Origin of the sequence: Streptomyces sp. NPDC097595 (assembly GCF_044761525.1) — a bacterium.
In the GTDB taxonomy this organism is placed as follows: domain Bacteria; phylum Actinomycetota; class Actinomycetes; order Streptomycetales; family Streptomycetaceae; genus Streptomyces; species Streptomyces drozdowiczii_A.
In genome coordinates, this window is the sequence record NZ_JBIWCN010000012.1 from 185,084 (window position 1) to 210,189 (window position 25,106).

Below are 25,106 nucleotides of genomic sequence, written 5' to 3' on the forward strand. Positions count from 1 at the left end.
TTCCGTACGGTTCGACGCGCCCGTTCTTCGGAGCATGTTGCATAAGTGGGCCGCCACTGTGTGCGGGCTGATGCAGAGAGCTTCGGCGATATCCCGGTTCGAGGAGCCGGCGGCCACGAGCGAAGCGATCAGAATTTCACGCCTGGTCAAACCCTTTACCCCTCATTTCGGTGAGCAAAGCATGGGCCGGCAGGGGGATTTCCGCACTCCCGGGGGTCAGAGTAGCTGCGGGTCATGTTCCGGACAAGAACGCCTTGAGCGGGATCACCCGCCCACCGATTCATAGTCGATTGAGGGATGTGAAGCTGGTGGACGCCGGAGCAGCCTTGCCGTTGCACCAGCCCGTGACCGTCTCCCTGAAGGAGTGACCCATGTCGCAAGCACCCCTCGACGCACTGCGCAGCGCCGGCACCCCGGTCGACCTGCTGTCGGACTCCGAGCGCGAGGTCTTCAACGGCCTGAGCCCGGACGAGGTCGCGGTCCTCGGCTCGATCCAGGCCCGGCTGAACGCGGTGTCGGCCGCGGTCGAGGGCCAGGTCAACGACAACCAGGTCAACGTTCTCTGCTGATCCCGGCTCCGGCGGGTCCGGCGGCACCGGCCGCCGGACCCGCCGGAGAAGACGCGCCCGACCGCCGTGCGTCCGGACACCCAGTGGGAGCGTGATGATGGACCAAGTCAGCAGATACCTGGTGCTGAGCGACCGCGCGTACGCCGACACCAGCGGCGTCCCGGTACGGCTCGCCTACGGCACCCGCACCGCGAGCACCGTGGCGGTCGACCTCCCCACCGCACGGGCCCTGGAGGCCGGCGACGCCGCCGCGATCAGCCCGGCCTGGACCGGCGCCCTGCGCGCGGCCCGGCTGCTCGTCCCGGCCGGCGAGGACGAGCTCACCACCGTGCTCGACCGCAACCGGCGCGCCTCGGCGGACCGTTCGGCGGTGCACATCGCCCTGTTGCCGACCTCCTACTGCAACATGGGCTGCGCCTACTGCGGCCAGGAGCACACCAAGGGCGGCCTGACCCGCAACCACCGCAGCCGGGTGCACGACCGCGTGCTGCGCGCCGTGACCGCCCCGGAGACCCGCAGCGCCCGCATCGACTGGTTCGGGGCCGAGCCGATGATGGGGTACGCGGTCATCCGCGACCTGGCCCCGCGGTTCGTCGCCGCCGCGGCCGAGCGCGGGGTCGCCTACTCCTCGGTGATCGTCACCAACGGATCCCTCCTCAACCCCGCGAAAATCAACACCCTCATCCGTTCCTGCGGGATCACCCATTTCGAGATCACGATCGACGGGCCGCCGGATATCCACAATGAACACCGGCCGCTGAAAAGCGGACGCGGATCTTTCTGGAACATCGTGCGCGCCGTTCGTTCCGTACTCGACGAACCGGATCTTGGGCCCACCCATTTCTCGTTCCGGACGAATGTCGATGTGCACAACCAGGACTCCGTACCCCGCTATGTCGAGCTGATGGCGGAGCTGGGTTTCGGCCACCCCCGCGTATCCTTCTCGATCGCTCCCGTCCACTCGTGGGGAAACGACGTATCGGAGATCGAGGTCTCCAAGTACGAGTTCGCCGAACGCGAGACCGGGTGGCTCAAGCTGCTCACACGCCACGGGCTGCACACGCAGCTGCTGCCGACCACCGCGCGGAAGGTCCTCTGCCCCGCCACGACCCGCTCGTCCGAGATCATCAGCAGCACCGGCAACATCTTCTCGTGCAGCGAGTACCCCCTCGTCCCCGAGGCCGAGCGCACCCTCCCGCTCGTACACATCGACCGGGCGGGCACCGAACCACTCCGGCCGCTGGGCCCCTTCGACGGCTGGAACGACGAGATCGCCGCGGGTACCACCTGGTGCAAGAGCTGCGTCTTCATGCCCACCTGCGGCGGCTCCTGCCCCAAGGCGTGGCAGGAGGGCCACCCGCCCTGCCCCGGCTACAAGTACAACGTCCAGGACCGGCTGGATCTCATCGCCGCCCAGTGCGGCCTGCACGAGGTGGCCGGTGAGCCCGCCGGAGCCCGGTGATGACGGCGGAGACCGGCCCGGACACCCCGCGCCGGCTGCTCATCGGGGTCTGCGGCTCCGGCAACGTACTCGCCGTTCCGCAGTACCTCATGGCCCTGCGCACCGGCCTCGGACCCGGCGTCGAGATCCGGATGGCCATGACCCGCTCCGCCGCCGCGCTCATCCCGGCCGCGACCATGCGGCTGCTGTGCCGGGACGTCTACTGCGACGGCGAGGACGAACTGACGACCGGTCATGTCGCCCCCGCCGTCTGGGCGGACCGGTTCGTCGTCCTGCCCGCCACCGCCAACATGCTCGGCCAGGCCGCCAACGGACTCGCCTCCGGACTCCTCAGCTCCGCACTCCTCGCCCATGAACGCCCGGTGGTCTTCTTCCCGAGCATGAACAGCCTGATGTGGGAGCGCCCCGCCGTCCGCCGCAACGTGGACCGGCTGCGCGCGGACGGCCACGCCGTCGTCGACCCGGTGCCCGCCGCCGGCTGGCAGATCGCCGCCGGCGACGTACGCAAGAACCTCGGGCTGCCCCCGCCCGCCACCGTGACGGCGGTGATCGGCGAGTTCCTGGACATGCCGGTCGGCCCGCTCGGCGGCTGACCACCCCACCCAGCAGAAGGAGGACCCGTGGCAGCAGCCGGACAGAGGCTCCGTACGGCACTGACGGGCGGACCCATGTCCGTGCGCGGCTTCCGGCTGCTGCTCGCCGGACAGCTCTCCTCCACGGTCGGCGACTACTGCTACGCCGTCGCGCTGCCCTGGCTGATCCTCTCCGGCGACGGCGGCCCGGTCCTGCTCGGCACGGTCCTGGCCTGCTACGGCATCCCCCGCGTCGTCACCATTCCGCTGGGCGGGGTGGTGGCCGACCGGATCGGCGGCCGGCGCGTCATGCTCATCGCCGACGTGGTGCGCGCCGCGGCCGTCGGCATCCTCGCGGTGCTCGCCACGGCCGGTACGCCGACACTGGCCCAACTCGCCCCCATCGCCGTGGTCCTGGGCGCCTGCTCCGGCATGTTCATCCCCGCCTCGTACACCCTCCTGCCCGCCCTGCTGCGCAAGGAGGACCTGGGCCGGGGCAACGCCCTGTCGACCATGGTCAACCAGGTCGGCGGGCTCCTCGGCCCCACCGCGGGCGGCGCCCTGGTCGCCGCCTTCGACGCGGGCCCGGCGCTCACCGTCGACGCCGCGTCCTTCCTCGTGTCGGCGCTGGTCCTCGCCCGCATCCGCACCGGCGCGGACGCCCCGGAGCACGAGGGGACCGACGCCACCGACGAGACCCCCGCCCGCAAGGTGTCCTTCCCGGAACTGCTGCGCCACGGAAGGCTGCTGCACGTCGTGCTGGTGGTGGCCCTCGTCTGCAACCTGGCCTTCAACGGCACGATCGAGGTGGCCCTGCCGGAACTCGCCCACCAGGGCATGGGCGCCACCGGCTACGGCATCCTGCTGACCTGCCTGAGCCTGGGCGGTCTGGCCGGCTCCCTGGTCGCCGCCCGCAGCCGTCCGGTGCGGTCGCCCGCCTACCTGTTCGCCACGCTCGCCGTCGTCATGGGCATCGCCCTGGGCACCGTCCCGTACGCCGGGGGGCTCGCGGGCGCCGCGGTGTGCGTCTGCGTGTACGCCCTGGCCAGCGGCTGGCAGAACATCGTCGTGGTGACGATGCTCCAGGTCTGGGCGCCGTCCGCGCTCATCGGCCGGGTCATGAGCCTGGTCATGCTGGCCGTCATGGGCACCTTCCCGGTCTCCGTCGCAGTGGCCGGCTTCGGGGTACGGCACCTCGGCGCGGCCCCCTTCTTCCCGGTGGCGGGCGGGGCCATCGCCCTCACCGTGCTCGGCGCGCTCACCCAGCGGGTGTTCCGCGAGCACCGCGCCGACACCGAGTACGCCCCGCCGGTCCCCGTACCCGCCGGGGCCCCGGCCGCCCGCTCCACGCACGCGGGGCAGGACAACAGTCAGGAGTCACAGCGATGAGCGTGTTCGTCCCGTTGGGCATGCCACGGTTCGAGGGCGGACCGGACGGCCCCCGGCCCGGCCGGGGCACCGGCGACACCGCGTATCTGCTGATCAACCCGCCGGTGACCGACCCGACGACCGCCTACCACTCGATCCCGTACCTCGTGGGCGCGGCCCGGGCGGCCGGCCACACCGAGTACGCCTGCGTGGACGCCAATCTCGACGCCTTCACCTATCTCGCCGACCCCGCCCGCTTCGGCGCCACGCTCACCGCCGCCCGCGCCCTGCGCGCCGAGATCGAGGCCAGGTCCGGCGCCCCCCGCCGCCACGACGAGATCCGCTACCGGCAAGCGCTGGCCGCCGAGGGCCTGACCGCCACTTCGGCGCGCGACGCGATCCGCGTGTTCCAGGACCCCGAGCACTTCTACCACCCCCCGACGTACGCCCAGGCGGTCGCGGTGACGAGCCGGTGGTGGGAGCTGATCGCCCTGGAGATGCCGCCCGGCGCGGCGGACGGCTTCTCGATGCGGGTGAAGTCCGCGGTCAACCTGTGCAGCACGGCGGACCTGTCCGACCCGGCGGTCCCGGCGGCCGTGGCCCGCCCCTTCGAGGGCTACTTCGCCGACGCGTTCGTCCCGAAGCTGCGCGAACGCCCCTGGGCGGTGGTGGGGCTCTCCGTCAACTACACCAGTCAGCTGCCGGTCGCCCTGCGGATGGCCCGGCTGATCCGGACCGTGCTGCCCGACACGGTGATCGTCTTCGGCGGCACCGAGGTCGGCGACGTGATCAAGTACGCCACCGACCCGGCGACGGCGTGGCAGGTCTTCCAGGACGCCGACCTGATCGTCCCCGGCGAGGGCGAGACCGCCCTCATCGGCATCCTCGACGCCGTCGGGAACGGCGCGGTCCGGGGCGATGACGCCTTCGAGGGCATCGGCGGCGTGATGACCAGACGCCGTCCGGAGCCCGTCATCGCGTACAGCAGTGTGGCGACCCTCGACTCACCGGCGTACGACGTCTGGGACTGGGACCGTTACTGGGCGCCGGAACCGGTGATCCTCTACAGCCCGACCCGGGGCTGCTACTGGAACAAGTGCACCTTCTGCGACTACGGCCTCAACACCGACCGGCCGACCTCGCCCTCGCGCGAACGCCCCGTCGCCGCCGTCCTGGAGGACCTGCGGGAGGTGAGCCGCCACGGCAGGACCCTCTACTTCGCGGTCGACGCCATGTCCCCGCGCTATCTGCGCACCCTCGCCGCCGCCCTCGCCGAATCCTCCCTGGACCTGCGGTGGTCCGCCGAACTGCGGCTGGAACGGACGTTTCCCAAGCGCGCCGTCGGTGAACTCCTCGCGGCCTCAGGCTGCGTCGCGGTCTCCTTCGGCTACGAGTCGGGCAGCCAGCGGGTCCTCGACCTCATCGACAAGGGGGTGAAGATCGACGCCGTCCCGGACGTCCTGGCCGAGCTGGCGCGCAACGGCATCGCCGCGCAGATGATGGGCTTCACCGGCTTCCCCACCGAGACCCGGGACGAGGCGCTGGAGACGTACGACTTCCTCCAGCACCACGAGAAGCTCTGGACGACCGCCGGCATCGGCCTGTTCGCGCTGACCCCCGGCTCCATCGTCGCCAAGGACCCCGGCCGGTTCGGCATCGAGCTGCTGCCGACCTCCGCCTCCGACGACATCCGGCGCTACGTGCCCTGGCGCGACCGCCGGTCCGGCGAGGTGCACTGGCCGGAGGCCGAGGACCGCCGCATCCCGCGCGACCGCAGCGCCGGCTTCCGCAGGACCAGCTTCGACCGCCCCTTCGTCGGCGGCATCGACTCCGCGCACACCCTGCTGTACCACTCCCGCTTCGGCCGGGGACTGCTGCCCGAGGCCCCGGAGGGCCCCGGCCGCGAAGAGGAGCCCCGCGTCCGCCTGGTCGAGGAACCGGTCGTGACCGTCCCGTTCGCCTCCATCGAGGGGCTGACCGGCGTCGAGGACCTGATGGCGCAGGTCAGCCGCCGCAGCCGGGCGGACCTGGACACCACATCCGGCGGTTACGCGGAATGGCTCGACGGGACCGGCACGGCCCGGCCGGGTTCCTGCGGGGTCCTCGTCCTGGCCCACGGCGAACTGGTCGAGGTGCCCGCGGGCGTGGACTTCGGCGCGGACAACGCCGTGACCCGCGCCCTGCGCCTGATGCTCGCCACGCAGGCCCGCGCCTGAGGCGGTCCGGGGCGGCCGATTGAGACGCGGGGCGTCTCGGTTCCGGGCAAACCGGGTATTGGACCGGTCACGCCGCCGGGTGCGAGGCTCGTGCCGGACCCCGCACCCGTCTCCCGGAAAGGCCCCGCCGTGCCCGACGCCCTCGATGTCGTGATCTGCGAACCCCTGCGCACCCCCATCGGCCGCTTCGGCGGGGTGTTCGCCGGGGAGAGGCCGGCCGCCCTCGCGGCCCGGGTGATCGCCGAGGTCGTCGCCCGGACCGGCATCGACCCCGACCGGGTGGACGAGGTGATCCTCGGCCACTCCTATCCCTCGGCGGAGGCCCCCGCGATCGGCCGGGTCGCCGCCCTGGACGCCGGGCTCCCGCAGTCGGTGACCGGCCTCCAGACCGACCGCCGCTGCGGCTCCGGGCTCCAGGCGGTCCTGGACGCGGCGATGCAGATCCGGGCCGGGTTCAGCGAGGTGGTGATCGCGGGCGGCGTCGACGTGATGAGCGGCGCCCCGTACTACACGCACGACGGCCGCTGGGGCATCAAGGGCCCCGGCCTCCAGCTCCACGACGCGCTGGCCCGGGGCCGGGTCACCGCGGGGGGAGTCAACCACCCCGTGCCCGGCGGCATGATCGAGACCGCCGAGAACCTGCGCCGGGCTTACGGGATCAGCCGCGCGGACCAGGACGCGCTGGCCCTGCGCTCGCAGCAGCGGGCGGGTCTTGCCGCCTCCGAGGGCCGGTACGAGAAGGAGACGGTCCCGGTCACGGTGAAGACCAGGAAGGGCGAGACGGTGATCTCCGCCGACGAGCACCCCCGCCCCGACACCACCGCCGAACAGCTCGCCGCGCTCCGCCCGGTCATGCTCAAGTCCGACCCGGAGGCCACCGTCACCGCGGGCAACGCCAGCGGCCAGAACGACGCGGCCGCCGCCTGCCTGGTGACCAGCGCCGCCACCGCCGAACGCCTCGGCCTCACCCCGCTCGTCCGACTCGTCTCCTTCGCCCGGGCCGGGGTGCCCGCCGCGACCATGGGCCTCGGACCCGTCCCCGCGACGGAGGCCGCGCTCGGCCGCGCCGGACTCACGCTCGCCGACCTCGACCTGATCGAGCTGAACGAGGCGTTCGCCGCCCAGGTCCTGGCCTGCACCCGCGAGATGGGCCTCGGCGAGAAGGACCACGAGGAGCGGATCAACGTGAACGGCTCCGGCGTCTCGCTGGGCCACCCGGTCGGCGCGACCGGCGCCCGCATCCTCGCCACACTCACCCGCGAACTGCACCGCCGCGAGGCCCGCTACGGCCTGGAGACCATGTGCATCGGCGGCGGCCAGGGCCTCGCGGCGGTCTTCGAGCGCATCGCGCCCTGACACAGCGGCTACGGAGCTTCCGGCCCGAAGTCCTCCGTGAAGTAGCTGTCGTGGCGGACACGGAACCGCTTCAGCTCCTCGCCGCCGCGCTGCGACACCTCCGCGACCTGCTCGAAGTACTCCTCGCGCGGGGCGCCCGGCGAGAACAGCATGAGCATCGACATCGGCTCGTCGGTGACGTTCTTGAAGGCGTGCAGCCCGCCGACCGGTACGTACAGGAAGTCGCCGGTCCGGCCGGTGACCCACTTCTCGCCGTTGTAGAGCTCGATCTCGCCGGAGAGCACGTAGAACGACTCCGACATCGCCTTGTGGAAGTGGGTCTTCGCCCCTGCGGACCGGGCGGCCAGATCGACCTTGTACAGCCCGAACTCACCGCCGGTCGAGTCGTTGGTGGCGAGGTAGTGGGTGGCGCCGCCGCCCGGCGAGGAGATGTCCGGCGGGGTGTCGGCGGGCCGGAAGACGGCGTTCACCTCGCCCGTGGCGCCGAGGTAGCGGGGCTCCGGGTATTCCAGGTGCTCCGGGTACGACATGGTGCGCTCCTTCGATTGGCGTGCCCCCACCCTCGCCCCCGTCCCGGCCGGACTCCATCGGGCGCACGGACGATCTCGGGCCGGCCGGGGACCAGGCCCAAGGACCCATCCCCGGCCGACCATCGACCTACTGCCGTACGGCACGGGGCGCCGCACACAAAAGGTCCGGCCGGACAGCTCAGGGCTGTCGGGCCGGACCTCTTCGTGCTCGGGGAAGCGTCAGCTCACTTCTTCGCGGCGCGGGCGCGGCGCATCAGCAGGCCGCCGCCGAGCACCAGCGCGGCGCTGGCGCCACCGGCGATGCCCAGGTTCTCGTTGGCACCGGTGTGCGCCATCTGCGGCGGCTTGTGGTGCTTCGGAGGCGTGTGGTGCCAACCGGTGTGGGTCGGCGGGTTGTGCGTGGGCGGCTCCTCCGTGGGAGGGGTCGGCGGGTTGTGGTGGTGACTGGGCGGGCAGTCGTCGTTGTGGTGGTGCACCGGGGGCTTGTGGGGCTTCGGCGGCTTCGGGTGGTGCGGCTTCGGCGGGTTGTGGTGGTGGCTCGGCGGGCAGTCGTCGTCGTGGTGGTGCACCGGCGGCTTCGGGGGCTTCGGCGGCTTCGGGTGGTGCGGCTTCGGCGGGTTGTGCTCGTGGCCGCAGTTGCAGTCGTGGTCGTGGTGACCCTTCGGCGGCTTGTGGTGCGGGGGCTTGTGGTGGTGCGGCGGGTTGTGCGGCGGGTGCTCGGTCGGCGGCTCCTCGGTGGGCGGGTTGCCGCCACCCCCGTTCTCGCACTTGTTGCCGGCGGCCGGGTTCAGCAGGCCGACCACGTTGATGCTGTTGCCGCAGACGTTGACCGGGATGTCGACCGGGGCCTGGACCACGTTGCCCGAGAGCACGCCGGGGGAGCCGGCGGCCACGCCCTGGGCGCTCGCGCCCGAGCCGCCGTTCCCCGAGCCGCCGCCCTCGTTCTCGCACTCGTTGCCGAAGGCGGGGTTCAGCGCGCCGATCACGTTGACCGTGTTGCCGCACACGTTGACGGGCACGTGCACCGGGACCTGCACGACGTTGCCCGAAGCGACGCCGGGGGAGCCGACGGCCGCACCGTCGGCCGTGGCATCGGCGAAGGCATAGCCGCCGGAGGCGGTCAGGATGCCTGACGCCGCCGCCATGACGAGCATGCTTTTACTCAAGGCTTTTCGCATTGGTGCCCTTCCTTGGGACATTTCTCGCGGGCGCACGGCCCGCAGTTCGTTCATCAGGCGGTGCAGCAGCCGTCGGACCCGCCCATCCAGGGACGGCCCTCCTGGCGGAGCGGCTTGACGACACCCATAACGACGTCCGCGTGCATGGGAAACGTGAATGCGGTGAATTTTCTGTGCGCACGCGGCGGGGCTACGAGTGAACGTTTCGTCTCTCGATTTCCGACAGTATTACTCGATCACTTTCGTACGGACGTCCGTGTCTTCCAGGCATTCGGGTGAATGGCGATAACCAAACGTCGGCCCGGCAGTTGATCAGGGCGCTCCGGCTACGGGGTATCCAGTACGAGAAGGGTTCATCGTGATCAAGAAGGTCCTGGCTACGGGTGCCGTCGCCGCCTCCATCCTCGGGCTCGGCGCCACGCAGGCGATGGCCATCGGCAACGACGGCGGGACGACCTCGGTCAACGGCAACGGTGCCTCGCAGTCGTTCGGCAACGCCGTGACCCAGGGTGACGGCAGCCCCCAGTTCGACCTGGTCCAGGGCTCGCTGAACAAGCCCTGCGTCGGCCTGCCGCTCAAGGCGAACGTCGGTTCGCTCATCGGCCTCGTCCCGATCGCGGTCCAGGACGTCAACGTCCTGTCCAACCCGCAGAACCAGCAGTGCACCGAGAACTCCACCCAGGCCAAGGGCGACGAGCCGCTGTCGCACATCCTGGACGGCATCCCGGTCCTCTCGGGCAACGGCGCCGGCAACAGCTGATCCGGCCCCGCCCCGGCCCGGGCCATCGGCGTTCCTCCTCCGAGCGGCCAGGGCCCGCCGCCTCCTCGCGCGCGTAGGGCGGGAACACGGTCGGCTGACCGAAACTGCATCATTCGGGCGGTATTCGAGCAATCTGCTCGCTGAGCAGTGTCGCGTACCGTCCGAAATCGTTACGAATGAGAGTGGCGGAGTTACGAGCGATCAGGTCCGCGCTCGTGCGGCACGAAAGCCGTGGCCGCTCCGGACTCCGCACAAGAAAGGGTTCCAAGTGAAGTACACCAAGATCGCCGCTGTCGCCGCCGGTACGCTCATGGCCATGGGTGCCGCCGCCCCGGCCTTCGCCGACTCGGGCGCCGAGGGCGCGGCCGTCGCCTCCCCGGGTGTCATCTCCGGCAACACCATCCAGGTGCCGGTGCACATCCCGGTCAACGTCTGTGGCAACACCATCGACGTCATCGGCCTGCTGAACCCGGCCTTCGGCAACGCCTGCGTCAACGACTGATTCACCCCGCCGAATTCTCTCGGCTCGAAAAGCCCCGGCCCGCGCACACAGCGGTCCGGGGCTTTTCCCGTGCCCGGAACCCACCCGTGCCGGAGTTTTTCCGTACCCGCGCTCCGAGAAATCCGACGCCGCACAGTTTCCCCGCCGTATCCGCTTCGTTAGCCAGGGAAAGGGCGGCCGAGTACACGGCAAAGAAGGTCCGTGCGGCGCGGGGACGCGACCGGAACGGCCGCCGCTGAGAAGGGAACCCGAAAGTGAAGTACGCGAAGTCCGCCGCGCTCGTCGCCGGTTCCGTGGTCGCCCTCGGCACGGCTGCTCCCGCCTTCGCCGTCACCACGACCACGGCCCCCAACTTCAGCCTCGACGGAGGCGTCAACCAGGTGACGGCAGCCGCCCCGCAGGTGGTCGACCCGGTGGTCGACACCGTCAGCGGCGCTGCCGAACGCCTGCACGAGGACGGCACCGTCGCGAAGGTCGCCGGCCAGGCCACCGGCGCGGCCAAGGGTGCGGCCCCGCTCCTCGGCGGTCTGCCCCTCTCGAACTGATCCGCACCTTTCGGGTGATGTGCCAGAACCATTCCCGTCCCGCCGAGTTGATCAGTGCGCTCGGCACCGGCGGGCAACCAGAGAAAACCAGAAGGGCAGTTTCATGATCAAGAAGATGATGGCCTCGGCGGCCGTCGCCGCATCGATCGTCGGCGTCTCCGCCGCGGTCGCCCCGTCGGCCATGGCCATCGGCAACGACCAGGGCACCACCACCGTCAACGGCAACGGTGCCATGCAGGCGTACGGCAACTCCGCCACCCACGGTGACTGGAGCCCGCAGTTCGCGCTCATCCAGGGCTCGCTCAACAAGCCCTGCATCGCGCTGCCGGCCAAGGCCAACGTGGGCTCGCTGCTCGGCGTCGTGCCGATCTCGGTCCAGGACATCAACGTCCTGTCCTCCCCGCAGAACCAGCAGTGCACCGAGAACTCCACCCAGGCCAAGGGCGACGAGGCCCTGTCGCACATCCTGGACGACATCCCGATCCTCTCGGGCAACGGTGCCGGCAACAACTGACCGGTACTGACGGCGCACCACACGCGGCCCGGCGGTCGCCCGAAAGGGCGGCTCGCTGGGCCGTTCGCCGTAGTACGGGCGGCCGTTCCCCGTCGCAACGGGTAGGGCCTCCGCATGGACCAGCACCACAGCCGGCACCCCGACAGCGCAACCCCGATCTACGACCGGCTCCTCGCCGAGTGGCGGGCCGCCCACGCCGAACCGGCCCCGGACCCCGGCCCCGCCCACCTGGGCGGACTCGTGCCCCCGGCGCGCACCTCGGCCGAGACGGGCGGCCGGAGCTGACGCGAGGCCGTCGAACTCATGCGGGATCGAACCCATTTGGGTGGATCAGCGGAACCGAAGCGTCCGCACGGGGTTGATCAATACGTTCCAGACGGAACGCTCCGAAAGGTGAAGCGTGATGAAGAAGATGATGGCCGGCGCGGCAGTGGCCGTGTCCCTGGTCGGCCTGACGGCCGCCGCGGCCCCCTCGGCCATGGCGATCGGTAACGACGGGGGCACCACGACCCTCAACGGCAACGGCGCCGCCAGCTCGTACGGCAACGCCGAGACGCAGGGCGACGGAAGCCCGCAGGCCCAGCTCATCCAGGGCTCGCTCAACGACCTGTGCCTGGGTGTCCCGGTCAAGGCCAACGTCGGTTCGCTGGTGGGCCTGCTGGTGCCGGTCGCGGTCCAGGACGTCAACGTCCTGTCCAACCCGCAGAACCAGCAGTGCGCCGACAACTCCACCCAGGCCAAGGGCGACGAGCCCCTGTCGCACCTGGTGGACGACATCCCGGTCCTCTCCGGGAACGGCGTCGCCAACAACTGATCGCGTGCCGCGCCCGCGTCGTCCGTCCTGTGCGACGTGAGCGCGTACGGCGTGACGGAGGCCCACCACCCTCGCCGGGTGGTGGGCCTCTTCCGTGGACCGGGTCAGCCGAGGCTGCGCACCGGGAGCACACAGTGCGCCGAGGTCGCGAGGGTGTCCGGGTCGCCCGCGAAGGCCCGCAGCTCCGCCTCGCCGACGGGGAGCCCGGGCGCGCCCTGCGGCCAGGGGCGGGTGGCGAACATCGCGTGCACCTCGCCCTGTTCGTTCGCCGCGGCCAGCCACTCGGGCGGCACCGGGTACTGCGCCTTGAAGTGCGGCAGCGTCAGCACGGCCTGGCCGGCCTGGACGAGGAGCTTCACGGGGAGCCCCGGCGTCTCGTCGGCCCGCACCGGCTCGCCGCCGACGGCGAGCCCGCAACGTTGCAGCGCGAGCCGCATGGCGTGCTCGCCGGCCGCCGGTCCTTCCGATCCGTCGCCCAGCGAATAGGCGAGCAGGAAGGCGGCGTCGCGCCCGCTCTGCCGGTACTCGCCGCTCCAGCCGATCAGGATGAGGGTGCCCAACTGGGCCTGGGTGAACGTGCCGTTGGCTGTCTGGGGGGAGGTCATGTGCGGCACCCTAACCGTCCGCGACCGGTCGAACTCCATGCGTATCACCCGATCGGGGGACGACTGCCTCAACCGGGTCCGCGCGAAATAATCCGTTGAACCCCCGGACCGGCGGGGGCTATGGTGTGCGACGAGACGGACGGCGGACCCGCTGCCCGTACGGACCTGGACGAATGCGGAGGTGAGGACATTGACGACGGTCGTTGCGGTGGGCGCTGCCCACGAGTCGAAGTTCCTCTTTGTCACCTCCGTGGCCACCGGCTGACCTCTTCGCGCCTCACGCGCACCGCCGGGCCACCCTGTGAAGGGTTTCCCTTGTCTCTCCCGTCCTCCTCCGCTTTCTCCTCCTCCCTCTCCACCGCTTCGCACCCGCTCGCCGCGTACGGCTGGGACGACGACTGGGCCGCCGAGTTCGCCCCGTACGCCGCCCAGGGACTGGTGCCCGGACGCGTGGTCCGGGTGGACCGCGGGCGCTGCGACATCGTCACGCCCGAGGGCACCATCTGGGCGGACACCGCCTTCGTCGTGCCGCGCGACCCGATGCGGATCATCTGCACCGGCGACTGGGCGGCCGTCGACGCCGGCGGCGACCCGCGGTTCGTCCGTACGCTGCTGCCGCGGCGCACCGCCTTCGTACGCTCCACCTCGTCCAAGCGCTCCGAGGGCCAGGTGCTCGCCACCAACGTCGACCACATCGTCATCTGCGTCTCGCTGGCCGTGGAGCTGGACCTGGGCCGCGTCGAGCGGTTCCTGGCCCTCGCCATGTCCAGCTCCGCCGGTGACGCGCTGCTCGGCGACGCCGCCGGGGCGGGCGAGCGGGCCGCCGAACCGGTCGTCGTCCTCACCAAGGCCGACCTGGTCCCGGACGCGGTCACCCTCTCCCACCTCGTGCAGGACATCGAACACATCGCGCCCGGTGTGCAGGTGCTCCCGGTCAGCTCCGCCACCGGCGAGGGCGTCGACGTGTTCTCCGCCATCGTCTCCGGCGGTACGAGTGTGCTGCTCGGGGCGTCCGGCGCCGGCAAGTCCACCCTCGCCAACACGCTGCTCGGCCAGGACGTGATGGAGGTCCAGGCCGCCCGCGACGTGGACGGCAAGGGCCGGCACACCACCACCACCCGCAACCTCCTCGTGCTGCCCACCGGCGGGGTCCTCATCGACACCCCCGGACTGCGCGGGGTCGGCCTCTGGGACGCCGGGGTCGGCGTCGGCCAGGTCTTCTCCGAGATCGAGGAGCTGGCCGAAGGCTGCCGGTTCCACGACTGCGCCCACGAGACGGAGCCCGGCTGCGCCGTGCGGGAGGCGATCGAGGACGGCACCCTGCCCGAGCGCCGCTTCGACAGCTACCGCAAGCTCCAGCGCGAGAACCAGCGCATGGCCGCCAAGACCGACGCCCGGGTCCGGTCCGAGATCCTGCGCGACTGGAAGCGGAAGGGGGCCGAGGGCCGGGCCGCGATGGACGCCAAGCGCGGCCGCATCCGGTAGCCGGGCCCCCTGGTCGACGTCCGAAAACCGCGAGTGACGGGGCCCGGCGGGGCGCACACTGGACGGTGTGATGGACGAAGAGACCAGGTACGAGGCGGTCAGCAGCCGCGACGCCCGTTTCGACGGCGAGTTCTTCTTCGCCGTCGAGACGACCGGCATCTACTGCCGGCCCAGCTGCCCCGCCGTCACCCCCAAGCGGAAGAACGTCCGCTTCTATCCCACGGCGGCGGCCGCCCAGACCCAGGGCTTCCGGGCGTGCCGCCGCTGCCGCCCGGACGCCGTCCCCGGCTCCGCCGAGTGGAACGTCCGGGCCGATGTCGTCGGGCGCGCCATGCGGATGATCGGCGACGGCGTGGTGGACCGGGAAGGCGTCCCCGGCCTCGCCGGCCGGCTCGGCTACAGCTCCCGCCAGGTGCAGCGCCAGCTCAACGCGGAACTGGGCGCCGGACCCGTCGCCCTGGCCCGCGCCCAGCGCGCCCACACCGCCCGGATCCTGCTCCAGACCACGGCCCTGCCGGTCACCGAGATCGCCTTCGCGGCCGGGTTCGGCAGCCTGCGCCAGTTCAACGACACCGTCCGGCAGATCTACGCCCGCACCCCGAGCGCCCTGCGCGCCGAGGCCGGTACGGGGCTGGGCATCGCGGTCCGCCAGGCCGGCACCACCGGTATCCCGCTCCGGCTCGCCCACCGGGGGCCGTACGCCGCCGGTGACGTCTTCGACCTGCTCGCCGCCGGTCCGGTCGCCCGCGTCGAGGAGATCGCGGGGGAGCCCGGCCGCCGTACCTACCGGCGCACGCTGCGCCTCCCGTACGGCACCGCCGTCACCTCCGTGGACGAACGGTCCGGCGGGAACTGGCTGGACGCCCGCATCCACCTCACCGACCTGCGCGACCTGACCACCGCCGTCCAGCGGCTGCGCCGGCTCCTCGACCTGGACGCCGACCCGTACGCCGTGGACGAGCTGCTGTCCGCCGACCCCGCGCTCGCCCCGGACGTCGCGGCCCGGCCGGGCGTGCGCTCACCGGGCGCGGCCGACGCCGAGGAGTTCGCCGTGCGGGCGCTGGTGGGCGACGCGGCGGCGGAGGCGCTGGTCGAGACGTACGGCAAGGCGCTGGACGTGCCGTGCGGCGCGCTGACCCACGTCTTCCCCGAGGCGGCCGTGCTCGCCGAGGCGGCCGGTGACCCGGCCCTGCGGGCCCTGGCGACCGCGCTCGCCGACGGCACCGTACGCCTGGACGCGGGCGCCGACCGCGACGAGGCCGAACAGGCGCTCCGCCGGCTGCCCGGCATCGGCCCGGCCACCGCCGCGCTGATCCGGATGCGCGGCCTGGGCGACCCGGACGTGGACCCGTACGGCACCCCGGGCGCGAGCGGCTGGCGCCCCTGGCGCTCGTACGGGGTGCGGCGGGCGCGGCGCGCGGCTCAGCCCCAGATCAGCGCGGCCAGCCAGGCGCCCGTCACCAGCAGGCACGCGAAGAGCTCCACGAGCACCGAGTAGCCGGTCGCCCGCATCACCGAGCGGACCGACGCCCAGCCCGCGCCCCGGCTGCCGAGGCGCAGCCGTTCCGCTCCGAAGATCACCCCGACGTATCCCACGACCGCCCCGACGACGGGCAGCACGAAGAAGCCGACGATGGCACCGACCCCGCCCAGCAGCAGCGTCCGGCGCGGGGCCCCCGACTCACGGGGCCGGCGCGGCGGCAGCAGCGGTTTGAGCGCCTGGTTGAGCAGCAGCAGCGCGGTGGCGCCGATCAGTACGGCCCACGCGGTCGGGGTCGTGTCGGTGAACGCCCACCACAGGACGGCGGCCCAGACGATCGCCTGTCCCGGCACGCCCGGCACCAGCACACCGATCAGGCCGAGCAGCATCACCAGTCCGACGGCGACGAGCTGCCACACACTCATCTGACCAGCGTGCCGGAGTCCACCGGGTCCCGCCCGTTCTGACCAGGGGACTAACGCGCCACCCAGCCCCGTTCGTACGCGTGCCAGCCGAGCTGGAGGCGGGTGGAGACGCCGGTCAGCTCCATCAGGCCCTTGACCCGGCGCTGCACGGTCCGCAGGCCCAGGTCCAGCTGCTTGGCGACGCTCGCGTCGGTCAGGCCGGCCAGCAGCAGCGACAGGATCTCCAGATCCGTCGGGTCCGGGCCGCCCGGCTCCTCCAGGACCGCGCCGCTCTCGCCGAGCCGCAACGGCATGGCCTCCCGCCACACCGCCTCGAAGAGCCCGGTCAGCGATTCCAGCAGACCCGAGGCGTGTACGACCAGCGCGGCCGGCTCCGCGCCCCGGCCGGTCAGCGGCACCATGGCCAGCGCCCGGTCGGCGATCACCAGCTTCGTCGGGACCCGGGGGACCACCCGGCACTGCTCGTTGCGGCTGAGCGCCGCCGACAGCTCCACGATCCCGGACTCCAGGCCCAGCACCTCGCGCTCCACGACCACCCGGAACGAGACACCGCGCGTGGCGGCCTCCTCCTCCGACTCGTTGTCCAGGCCGCTGACCGCGATCGGCTTCCCGGTGACCAGCGCGCACACCTCGCTCGTCGCGCCCAGCTGGAGCTGATGGAAGCGGTGGGCGACCGCGCTCGCCCCGGTGACGACCTCGACCAAGTCGTGGACGGCCGGTTCGGCGGCGTCGGCCCGGTACTCCTCGGCGAGCAGCACCGCCGCCAGCTCGGCCTGCTCCAGCTGATGGCGCTGCTGGGTGAGCAGGGCCCCGAGCGCGACGCCGGGCGGGGCCGCGACCCAGCGGCCCGTGCGCGCGGAGGACTGGGCGGCCAGGCCGTGCTGCTCCAGCCGGCGCAGCGCCCGTTCGGTGTCCGGCTCGGGGAGCGCCAGCCGGTGCGAGAGGTCGGACACCTCGGCGGCCCCCAGCGCCACCAGTGCGCGGTAGGCCGATTCCTGCCGCTCGTCGAGACCTATGGCTGCCAGCATCCCCGACCCCTCCCCGGACCAGTGCGTACGCGTACGGCGCACCCCGTGTGGCGAAAAGGCGCCACGGCGTGATCTCGCCACGGCACATCATCGCCGTACCGTGCGCCACTCTGCCAATGTGGCGGCACAGCGGGACCGGCGGCCCTGTCCGGCAACCGCTTCCCGTACCGGTCAGCCGGGCGTCCTTCCCGTGGGGGGTGGGGCCGCCCGGCCGACCCATTTTCCGGATGCCCGTTTTCGTACGGCCCCCGCGGTCGACAATAAGGACATGAGTCAGCAGGGGGAGAGGCCCGCGGCCCACGAGGACGACTGGTGGCGCAGGCTGTACGACGATTCCGCCCCGGACACGGGGGCGGCCCAGGCCGCCGACAGTCTGGACGACCGCTTCGACTCGGCGTCCGGCACGGTGGCGTCCGAGAAGAGCGCGGCCGCCAGGACGCCGGTGGAGATACCCGAGCCCAGGGAGGAGCCGTGGCCGGTGGGGCCGGCGGCGGTCACCCGGGGTGCGGACACGGGGCCGGACGCCTCGCCGGGCGTGGTCGCGCGGCCGCCGGGGAAGACACCGCCGGAGCCGGCCGCCCGCGCGCCGTGGGAGCCGATGACCGGGCCCGCGCTCCCGCGCACCTTTCCGGGCCCACCGGCCCCCGAGCCCCCGCCGCCGGACCCCGAGCCGCCCGCCCCGGAGGACCCCCGTGTCCACGCCGGGCGCGAAGCGCCTCCGCTGCCCGGGCGGCCCGTCGGCGAGCGGGCCGAGGCGGACGAACCCGCCCCGGACGAGGCGCCGGAGGAGCCGGCCGGTGTGCCCCGGCCCCGGGTCGCCCACGTCGGGGCCCGGCCGCCCACCTACGACGCCGAGCCCACGGCGCTGCCCGCCACCGACCCGTACGAACTCGACCGTGTCGTCCCGGACACGGTGCTGGACGGTGCCACCTACGGCACGTACACGCTGCGCGCCACGTCCGTACGCGGTGACTCGGCCCGGTTCCGGGGCGAGCCGCGCCGGGACGCGCTGCTGACGGCGCGCTTCGGCGGCGGGGAGAGCGCGCTGGTGCTGGTGGCCGTCGCGGGCGCGTCCCGGGGCGCGGAGGGGGCGCACACGGCGGCGGCGGACGCCTGCCACTGGATCGGCGAGGCGGTCGGGCGCAGCCACGCCCGGCTCTCCGACGACATAAGGGCGGGCCGCCGCGCCGATCTGAAGTCCGGGCTCCACCGGCTCACCGACCGCGCCTTCGGCAAGCTGCGCGCCCGCGCCGCCGAACGGGGCCTGGAACCGGACGCGTACACCGCGAGCCTGCGCTGCCTGCTGCTGTCCGCCGACCCGGACTGCCGCACCCGGGTCTTCTTCGGCATCGGCGCCGGCGGCCTCTTCCGGCTGCGCGACGGCAGCTGGCACGACCTGGAACCGGCGCTGCCGCCGCCCGCCGCGCTGAGCGGGGAGCCCGTGGTCGGCTTCGGCTCCTCCGCGCCGGGGAGCCCGCCCGAGAGCGGGCCCGACGGGGACCGGCTGACCATGGACCTGGACATCGTCACGGGCCCCGCCCCGTATGTCGAGGACCCGCTCCCGCCCCCTGCCGAACCGTTCCGCTTCCGCGCCTCCGTCGCCCGGCCGGGGGACACCCTGCTGCTGTGCGGGGCCGGCCTCGCCGAACCGCTGCGCGGCGAACCGGAGCTGGCCGCCGAGCTGGCCACGCGCTGGTCGCCGGTGGAGGCACCGGGGCTCGGGGCGTTCCTCGCGGACACCCAGATCCGCGTGAAGGGGTACGCGGACGACCGGACGGCGGTCGGTGTCTGGGAGGCGTAACCGCGCACGCCATGGGTTGATGGATTCCGGAAACCGTCCTGGCCCGGGGTTTGACGCCCCGCGTCCCGGACAGCCGGACGTGCACGGAGCACAGGCAGAGGGAGTGCGTCACCCATGGCCAAGCAGAACGTGTCGGAGCAGTTCGTCGACATCCTCGCCCGCGCGGGCGTCAAACGCCTGTACGGAGTCGTCGGGGACAGCCTCAACCCGGTCGTCGACGCCGTGCGGCGGCGCTCGGACATGGAGTGGATCCAGGTCAGGCACGAGGAGACGGCGGCGTTCGCGGCCGGCGCGGAGGCGCAGATCACCGGCGACCTGGCGGCCTGCGCCGGGTCGTGCGGGCCCGGCAACCTGCACCTCATCAACGGGCTGTACGACGCCCACCGCTCCATGGCCCCGGTGCTCGCGCTGGCCTCGCACATCCCGTCCAGCGAGATCGGCCTCAATTACTTCCAGGCGACCCACCCCGAGCTGCTCTTCCAGGAGTGCAGCCACTACAACGAGATGATCTCCAACCCGCAGCAGATGCCCCGGCTGCTCCAGACCGCCATCCAGCACGCGGTCGGCCAGGGCGGGGTCAGCGTCGTGACCATGCCGGGCGACATCGCCGGGCAGCCCGCGCCGGAACGGTCTCCCGAACACGCCCTGGTCACCTCGCGCCCCACCGTGCGGCCCGGTGACGCCGAGATCGAGAAGCTGTGCCGGATGGTGGACGAGGCCAAACGGGTGACGCTGTTCTGCGGCAGCGGCACGGCGGGCGCGCACGCCGAGGTCATGGAGTTCGCCGAGCGGATCAAGTCCCCGGTGGGGCACGCCCTGCGCGGCAAGGAGTGGATCCAGTACGACAACCCGTACGACGTCGGCATGAGCGGGCTGCTCGGCTACGGCGCCGCCTACGAGGCCACCCACGAGTGCGATCTGCTGATCCTGCTCGGCACCGACTTCCCGTACAACGCCTTCCTGCCCGACGACGTGAAGATCGTGCAGGTCGATGTGCGGCCGGAGCACCTCGGCCGGCGCACCAAGCTGGACCTGGCGGTCTGGGGCGACGTCCGTGAGACGCTGCGCTGTCTGACGCCCCGGGTGAAGGCGAAGACCGACCGCAAGTTCCTCGACCGGATGCTCAAGAAGCACGCCGACGCCCTGGAGGGCGTGGTCAAGGCGTACACCCGCAAGGTCGAGAAGCACGTCCCGATCCATCCCGAGTACGTGGCCTCGGTGCTGGACGAACTCGCGGACGACGACGCCGTGTTCACCGTCGACACCGGCATGTGCAACGTCTGGGCGGCCCGCTATCTGACGCCCAACGGCAAGCGCCGGGTGATCGGTTCGTTCAGCCACGGCTCGATGGCCAACGCGCTGCCGCAGGCCATCGGCGCCCAGTTCACCGACCGCAACCGGCAGGTCGTCTCGATGTCGGGCGACGGTGGATTCACCATGCTCATGGGCGACTTCCTGACCCTCGTCCAGTACAACCTGCCGGTCAAGGTCGTCCTCTTCAACAACTCCTCTCTGGGAATGGTCGAGTTGGAGATGCTGGTCGGCGGTCTGCCGTCGTTCGGGACGACCTACAAGAACCCGGACTTCGCGGCCGTGGCGCGCGCGGCGGGGGCGTACGGCGTACGCGTCGAGAAGCCGAAGGAACTGACGAGCGCGCTCAAGGACGCCTTCAAGCACAAGGGTCCGGCGCTGGTCGATGTCGTCACCGACCCCAACGCGCTCTCCATCCCGCCGAAGATCAGCGCGGACATGGTGACCGGCTTCGCCCTGTCCGCCAGCAAGATCGTGCTCGACGGTGGAGTCGGCCGGATGCTCCAGATGGCCCGCTCCAACCTCCGGAACATGCCCCGGCCGTGAACTGATCAGACGTCATAAAGGCTCGCACGACGCGCTCTTGGCACCCTCAGAGCCATGTGACATATTACTGGCGTGTTCACGAGACAGCCTCTGGATGTTGTCGTCGTCGGAGCCGGTGTCGTCGGCGCCGCCTGCGCGTACTACGCCACCCGGTCCGGCCTCTCGGTCGCCGTGGTGGACGGCGGACCGGTCGCCGGCGGCACCACCGGGGCGGGGGAGGGGAACCTCCTGGTCTCCGACAAGCCGCCCGGGCCCGAACTCGACCTCGCCCGGTTCTCCGCCGCCCTCTGGCGCGAGCTGTCCGAGGTGCTGCCCTCCGCGATCGAGTACGAGCGGAAGGGCGGCCTCGTCGTCGCGGCGGAAGAGCGGTCCCTCGCGACCCTGACCGCGACCGCCGCCGGACAGTCCGGGGCAGGGGTACGCACCACCGCCGTCGCCCCGCACGAACTGCCCGAACTGGAACCGCACCTGGCCCCCGGTCTCGCGGGCGGCGTCCTCTACCCGGAGGACGCCCAGGTCCAGCCCGCCCGCGCCGCCGCCCACCTGATCCGCGCCGCCCGCGACGCCGGGGCGGCCCTGCACGCCGGCCGCCAGGTCACCGCCGTGCTCACCGGCCCCACGGGCGCGGTGCGCGGCGTCCGCACCGGGGCCGGTGATCTGCTCGCCCCGGCCGTGGTCAACGCGACGGGCGTACGGGGCGGGGAGTTCGCCGCGCTGGCCGGGGTGGAGCTGCCCGTCCTGCCCCGGCGCGGGTTCGTCCTGGTGACCGAGCCGCTGCCGCCGCTGATCCGGCACAAGGTGTACGCCGCCGAGTACGTGGCCGATGTGTCCAGCGCGTCGGCCGCCCTTCAGACGTCACCGGTCGTGGAGGGCACCCCCGCCGGGCCCGTCCTCATCGGCGCCAGCCGCGAACGGGTCGGCTTCGACCGCACCCTGTCCGTGCCGGTGATCAGCAGGCTGGCCGAGGCGGCCGCCGCGCTGTTCCCGGTCCTCGGAACCGCCCGGGTGCTCCGCGCCTACCACGGCTTCCGCCCGTACCTCCCCGACCACCTCCCCGCCATCGGGCCCGACCGCCGGGTCCCCGGGCTCTTCCACGCCTGCGGCCACGAGGGCGCGGGCATCGGCCTCGCCCCGGCGACGGCGGCCCTGGTCACGGCGGCGATCCGGGGCGAGGAACCACCCCTGGACGCGGAGCCGTTCCGGCCGGACCGCTTCGGGGCGGACACCGGGGGCGGGTGACCCGCCGGACCCTCCCCGTACCGCCCGCCCGCCCGATCCACGAGACAGGAGACCCGGTGAGACGCGCACGCCGACGTGACCCCGCCCGCACCCCGTCCGGGCTTGCCGGGGCCGCACCCGGGCCCGCGTTCGACATCACCTTCGACGGGCGCCCGGTGCCCGCCCTGCCCGGACAGACCATCGCGGCCGCGCTGTGGGCCGCCTCCGTCCTCAGCTGGCGTACCACCCGGGTCAACGGGCGGCCCAGGGGCGCCTTCTGCGGGATCGGATCCTGCTTCGAGTGCCTGGCCACCGTCAACGGCCGGCCCAACCTGCGGGCCTGCCTGCTGCCCGCCCGACCCGGCGACGCCGTCACCACCCAGGAGGGCAACGGACATGCCGCACCCCGCCCCTGACCGCGCCGAGGTCGCCGTGGTGGGCGCGGGACCGGCCGGGCTCGCCGCCGCCGTCACCGCCGCCGACGCCGGGCTCGACGTGCTGCTGCTCGACGCGGCCGACGCCCCCGGCGGCCAGTACTACCGCGCACCCGCCCCCGGTCTCGGCGCCACCCGCCCCGAGGCCCTGCACCACGGCTGGGGCACGTTCACCGCGCTCACCGCCCGCCTCGACCGGCACCGGACCACCGGGCGGGTGCGCCATCTCACCGGCCACCAGGTCTGGGCGGTCACGCGGACCGGCGAGGACTGGACCCTGCACGCGGTCACCGGCCCCGACGGCGGCGAGGGGGCCGCCCCGCGCGCCCGCCGCCTCGTCCTCGCGACCGGTGCCGTCGAGCGCCAACTCCCCTTCCCCGGCTGGACCCTGCCCGGCGTGGTCGGCGCGGCCGGGGCGCAGGCCATGCTCAAGTCGGGGCTCGTGCTGCCCGGCCGGCGCGTCGTCGTCGCCGGGAGCGGTCCGCTGCTCCAGGCCGTCGCCCTCTCCCTCGCCAGGGCCGGGGCCCGGGTGCCCGCACTGGTGGAGGCCGCCGGCTACGGGGCGTACGCCCGCGCACCCCTGACCCTGGCCGCCAACCCCGACCGGCTCGCGGAGGGCGCCCGCCATCGGGCGGGCCTCGCCCGGCACGGGGTGCGGCTGCTGACGCACCGGGCCGTCACCGCCGTCCACGGCACCGAGCGCGTGGAAGGGGTCACGGTCAGCCGGATCGACCGCGACTGGCGCCCCGTGCCGGGGAGCGGGCGGCGCATCGACTGCGACGCGCTCGCCGTCGGCCACGGCCTCGTCCCGCAACTCGACCTCGCCCTCGGGCTGGGCTGCGCCACCCGCACCGGCACGGACGGCTCGGCGTTCCTGGAGGTCGACGCGCAGCTGCGCACCACCGTGCCCGGAGTCTGGGCCGCCGGTGAGACAGGGGGCATCGGCGGGGTGCGACTGTCCTTGGCCGAGGGGGAGTTGGCAGCCCTTTCGGTGATCGCCGACGCGCGGGGCGCGCGGGCCCGGGCCCGCGCGGGGGTGCTGCGCCGACGCCGGCGCCGGATGCGCGGGTTCGCCGGGCTGATGGGGGCCGTGCACCGGCCGGGACCCGCGTGGACCGCGTGGCTCGCCCCGGACACCGAGGTCTGCCGGTGCGAGGAGGTCACCGCCGGCACGGTCCGGGCCGCCGTCGCCGAGCTGGGCGCGGGCGACACCCGCACCGCCAAGCTGCTCACCCGGGCCGGCATGGGCTGGTGCCAGGGCCGCACCTGCGGCTTCGCCGTCCGGGCCCTGGCCGGCCCGCCGTCCGCAGACGCCACCTCCGACGCCCTCCCCGACGCCGGCCCGGACCGGCGCCCGCTCGCCTGCCCGGTTCCGCTCTCGACGCTCGCCCGCGCCGCGCGGTGCGAGGGCGAGTGACCCCGCGTACCACCGCGCCGCACGCCCGTACCCACCCAGAAGGAGCCCCTATGCCCGCCGACTCCACCCGCGCCCACGCCCCCTGGCGGGGTGTCATGGTCGCAACGCCTCTCACCCTGCGCGAGGACCGGTCCGTCGACTTCGACGCGTACGCCGCGCACGTCCGCGACCTCCTCGACGCGGGGTGCGACGGGGTGGTGCCCAACGGATCGCTGGGGGAGTACCAGACCCTCAGCGACCGGGAGCGCCGGGAGGTCGTGCGGGTCGCGGTCGAGGCGGCGGGGGACGGGGCCAGGGTGATGCCCGGGGTCTCCTCGTACGACAGCGCGCAGTCCCGGCGCCGCGCCGAGGAGGCCGCCGAGGCCGGGGCCGGCTCCGTGCTGCTGCTGCCGCCCAACGGCTACCTCTGCGAGGACGCGGCCGTCCGCGCGCACTACGCCGAGGTCGCGGCGGCCGGGCTGCCCGTCGTCGCGTACAACAACCCGTACGACACCAAGGTGGACCTGACGCCCCGGCTGCTCGGGCAGCTCCACGCGGAGGGGTCGGTCGTCGCGGTCAAGGAGTTCAGCGGCGATGTCCGCAGGGCGTACGAGATCGCGGAGGAGGTGCCCGGGCTCGATCTGCTCGTCGGTGCCGACGACGTGCTGCTCGAACTCGCCCTGGCGGGCGCCGTCGGCTGGATCGCCGGCTGCCCCAACATGCTTCCGCGCGGCTGTGTGGAGCTGTACCGGGCGGCCGTCTCCGGGGACCTGGAGCGCGCCCTGCCGCTCTACCGGCGGCTGCACCCGCTGCTGCGGTGGGACTCCAAGCCGGAGTTCGTGCAGGCCATCAAGGCGTCCATGGACATCGTCGGTCGGCACGGCGGGCCCACCCGGCCGCCCCGCCTGCCACTGGACGCCGATGCCCTGGCCGCCGTACGGGCCGCGACGGAGAAGGCCCTCGCCGAGGGCCTGGACTGAGAGGGGGAGGG

General features: G+C 73.0%; 25 protein-coding genes and 1 pseudogene. 20 read left to right on the forward strand and 6 right to left on the reverse strand.

Annotated elements, in window-relative coordinates; translation table 11 throughout:
• Positions 1–6: 6 nt before the first annotated feature.
• Positions 7–150 (reverse strand): annotated as a pseudogene (locus ACIQZN_RS20365) (helix-turn-helix transcriptional regulator); the annotation flags it as partial.
• Between the two features lie 221 nt (positions 151–371).
• Here ACIQZN_RS20365 and ACIQZN_RS20370 point away from each other — a divergent pair.
• The 6 genes from ACIQZN_RS20370 (at position 372) to ACIQZN_RS20395 (ending at position 7,543) form a co-directional block, all read left to right on the forward strand.
• Positions 372–569 carry an aroma-sacti cluster domain-containing protein gene (locus ACIQZN_RS20370; RefSeq protein WP_164403485.1) on the forward strand — a complete coding sequence of 66 codons (198 nt, stop codon included), beginning with the start codon at positions 372–374 and terminating at the stop codon, positions 567–569.
• A 94-nt stretch (positions 570–663) separates the two neighbouring features.
• Positions 664–2,031 (forward strand): radical SAM protein, encoded by a 1,368-nt coding sequence (locus ACIQZN_RS20375; RefSeq protein WP_403995522.1) that lies wholly within the window; start codon positions 664–666, stop codon positions 2,029–2,031.
• Entirely contained in the window at positions 2,031–2,624 is a 594-nt protein-coding gene (locus ACIQZN_RS20380; RefSeq protein WP_403995525.1) for a flavoprotein, read from the forward strand. The genes ACIQZN_RS20375 and ACIQZN_RS20380 overlap by 1 nt, the downstream gene beginning before the upstream one ends.
• A gap of 27 nt (positions 2,625–2,651) precedes the next feature.
• Positions 2,652–3,992 carry an MFS transporter gene (locus ACIQZN_RS20385; protein WP_403995528.1) on the forward strand — a complete coding sequence of 447 codons (1,341 nt, stop codon included), beginning with the start codon at positions 2,652–2,654 and terminating at the stop codon, positions 3,990–3,992.
• On the forward strand, positions 3,989–6,187 hold the full coding sequence (locus ACIQZN_RS20390; RefSeq protein ID WP_403995531.1) for a B12-binding domain-containing radical SAM protein: 2,199 nt from the start codon (positions 3,989–3,991) through the stop codon (positions 6,185–6,187). Before ACIQZN_RS20385 ends, ACIQZN_RS20390 begins: the two co-directional genes overlap by 4 nt.
• A 129-nt stretch (positions 6,188–6,316) precedes the next feature.
• Positions 6,317–7,543, forward strand: a complete 1,227-nt coding sequence (locus ACIQZN_RS20395) for an acetyl-CoA C-acetyltransferase (protein WP_403995664.1) — start codon at positions 6,317–6,319, stop codon at positions 7,541–7,543.
• An 8-nt stretch (positions 7,544–7,551) separates the two neighbouring features.
• On the opposite strand, the gene ACIQZN_RS20400 is transcribed toward ACIQZN_RS20395, so the two are convergent.
• Positions 7,552–8,073, reverse strand: coding sequence for a cupin domain-containing protein (locus ACIQZN_RS20400; protein WP_403995534.1), 522 nt, complete (start codon positions 8,071–8,073; stop codon positions 7,552–7,554).
• A gap of 224 nt (positions 8,074–8,297) precedes the next feature.
• Complete coding sequence (locus tag ACIQZN_RS20405; protein ID WP_403995667.1) at positions 8,298–9,227, reverse strand: chaplin; 930 nt, start codon at positions 9,225–9,227, stop codon at positions 8,298–8,300.
• Between the two features lie 382 nt (positions 9,228–9,609).
• Here ACIQZN_RS20405 and ACIQZN_RS20410 point away from each other — a divergent pair, with 382 nt between their 5' ends.
• The 6 genes from ACIQZN_RS20410 to ACIQZN_RS20435 all read left to right on the forward strand — a co-directional run bounded on the left by ACIQZN_RS20410 (position 9,610) and on the right by ACIQZN_RS20435 (position 12,386).
• Positions 9,610–10,011 (forward strand): rodlin, encoded by a 402-nt coding sequence (locus ACIQZN_RS20410; protein ID WP_403995537.1) that lies wholly within the window; start codon positions 9,610–9,612, stop codon positions 10,009–10,011.
• 268 nt (positions 10,012–10,279) lie between these two features.
• Positions 10,280–10,513 carry a chaplin gene (locus tag ACIQZN_RS20415; protein WP_403995540.1) on the forward strand — a complete coding sequence of 78 codons (234 nt, stop codon included), beginning with the start codon at positions 10,280–10,282 and terminating at the stop codon, positions 10,511–10,513.
• Between the two features lie 254 nt (positions 10,514–10,767).
• Positions 10,768–11,058, forward strand: coding sequence for a hypothetical protein (locus ACIQZN_RS20420; protein ID WP_403995543.1), 291 nt, complete (start codon positions 10,768–10,770; stop codon positions 11,056–11,058).
• A gap of 103 nt (positions 11,059–11,161) precedes the next feature.
• Positions 11,162–11,572, forward strand: coding sequence for a rodlin (locus ACIQZN_RS20425; protein ID WP_018100605.1), 411 nt, complete (start codon positions 11,162–11,164; stop codon positions 11,570–11,572).
• A 114-nt stretch (positions 11,573–11,686) separates the two neighbouring features.
• Positions 11,687–11,857, forward strand: coding sequence for a hypothetical protein (locus ACIQZN_RS20430; RefSeq protein WP_403995547.1), 171 nt, complete (start codon positions 11,687–11,689; stop codon positions 11,855–11,857).
• 118 nt (positions 11,858–11,975) lie between these two features.
• Positions 11,976–12,386 (forward strand): rodlin, encoded by a 411-nt coding sequence (locus ACIQZN_RS20435; RefSeq protein WP_018100603.1) that lies wholly within the window; start codon positions 11,976–11,978, stop codon positions 12,384–12,386.
• Between the two features lie 104 nt (positions 12,387–12,490).
• On the opposite strand, the gene ACIQZN_RS20440 is transcribed toward ACIQZN_RS20435, so the two are convergent.
• Positions 12,491–12,991: a DUF5949 family protein gene (locus tag ACIQZN_RS20440; protein ID WP_403995551.1), complete on the reverse strand. Its 501-nt coding sequence runs from the start codon at positions 12,989–12,991 to the stop codon at positions 12,491–12,493.
• A gap of 315 nt (positions 12,992–13,306) precedes the next feature.
• Here ACIQZN_RS20440 and rsgA point away from each other — a divergent pair, with 315 nt between their 5' ends.
• Together rsgA and ACIQZN_RS20450 are read left to right on the forward strand one after the other, a co-directional pair.
• A complete protein-coding gene (gene rsgA, locus ACIQZN_RS20445; protein ID WP_403995554.1) occupies positions 13,307–14,476 on the forward strand; it encodes a ribosome small subunit-dependent GTPase A in 1,170 nt (389 codons plus the stop codon).
• 70 nt (positions 14,477–14,546) lie between these two features.
• Positions 14,547–15,974 carry a DNA-3-methyladenine glycosylase 2 family protein gene (locus ACIQZN_RS20450; RefSeq protein ID WP_403995670.1) on the forward strand — a complete coding sequence of 476 codons (1,428 nt, stop codon included), beginning with the start codon at positions 14,547–14,549 and terminating at the stop codon, positions 15,972–15,974.
• On the opposite strand, the gene ACIQZN_RS20455 is transcribed toward ACIQZN_RS20450, so the two are convergent.
• Together ACIQZN_RS20455 and ACIQZN_RS20460 are read right to left on the reverse strand one after the other, a co-directional pair.
• Positions 15,899–16,381, reverse strand: coding sequence for a DUF456 domain-containing protein (locus ACIQZN_RS20455; RefSeq protein WP_403995557.1), 483 nt, complete (start codon positions 16,379–16,381; stop codon positions 15,899–15,901). The genes ACIQZN_RS20450 and ACIQZN_RS20455 overlap by 76 nt on opposite strands.
• Before the next feature lie 50 nt (positions 16,382–16,431).
• Positions 16,432–17,409, reverse strand: a complete 978-nt coding sequence (locus ACIQZN_RS20460; RefSeq protein WP_403995560.1) for a helix-turn-helix domain-containing protein — start codon at positions 17,407–17,409, stop codon at positions 16,432–16,434.
• 268 nt (positions 17,410–17,677) lie between these two features.
• On the opposite strand from ACIQZN_RS20460, the gene ACIQZN_RS20465 reads away from it, so the two are divergent.
• The 6 genes from ACIQZN_RS20465 (at position 17,678) to ACIQZN_RS20490 (ending at position 25,095) form a co-directional block, all read left to right on the forward strand.
• Positions 17,678–19,210, forward strand: a complete 1,533-nt coding sequence (locus ACIQZN_RS20465; RefSeq protein ID WP_403995563.1) for a protein phosphatase 2C domain-containing protein — start codon at positions 17,678–17,680, stop codon at positions 19,208–19,210.
• Between the two features lie 114 nt (positions 19,211–19,324).
• Positions 19,325–21,067, forward strand: coding sequence for a pyruvate dehydrogenase (locus tag ACIQZN_RS20470; RefSeq protein ID WP_403995566.1), 1,743 nt, complete (start codon positions 19,325–19,327; stop codon positions 21,065–21,067).
• Positions 21,068–21,139: 72 nt separating this feature from the next.
• Positions 21,140–22,306 (forward strand): NAD(P)/FAD-dependent oxidoreductase, encoded by a 1,167-nt coding sequence (locus ACIQZN_RS20475; RefSeq protein WP_403995569.1) that lies wholly within the window; start codon positions 21,140–21,142, stop codon positions 22,304–22,306.
• A gap of 56 nt (positions 22,307–22,362) precedes the next feature.
• Positions 22,363–22,701, forward strand: a complete 339-nt coding sequence (locus ACIQZN_RS20480; protein WP_403995572.1) for a (2Fe-2S)-binding protein — start codon at positions 22,363–22,365, stop codon at positions 22,699–22,701.
• A complete protein-coding gene (locus ACIQZN_RS20485; RefSeq protein ID WP_403995575.1) occupies positions 22,682–24,136 on the forward strand; it encodes an NAD(P)/FAD-dependent oxidoreductase in 1,455 nt (484 codons plus the stop codon). The genes ACIQZN_RS20480 and ACIQZN_RS20485 overlap by 20 nt, the downstream gene beginning before the upstream one ends.
• 50 nt (positions 24,137–24,186) lie before the next feature.
• Positions 24,187–25,095, forward strand: a complete 909-nt coding sequence (locus ACIQZN_RS20490; RefSeq protein WP_403995578.1) for a dihydrodipicolinate synthase family protein — start codon at positions 24,187–24,189, stop codon at positions 25,093–25,095.
• Positions 25,096–25,106 lie beyond the last annotated feature (11 nt).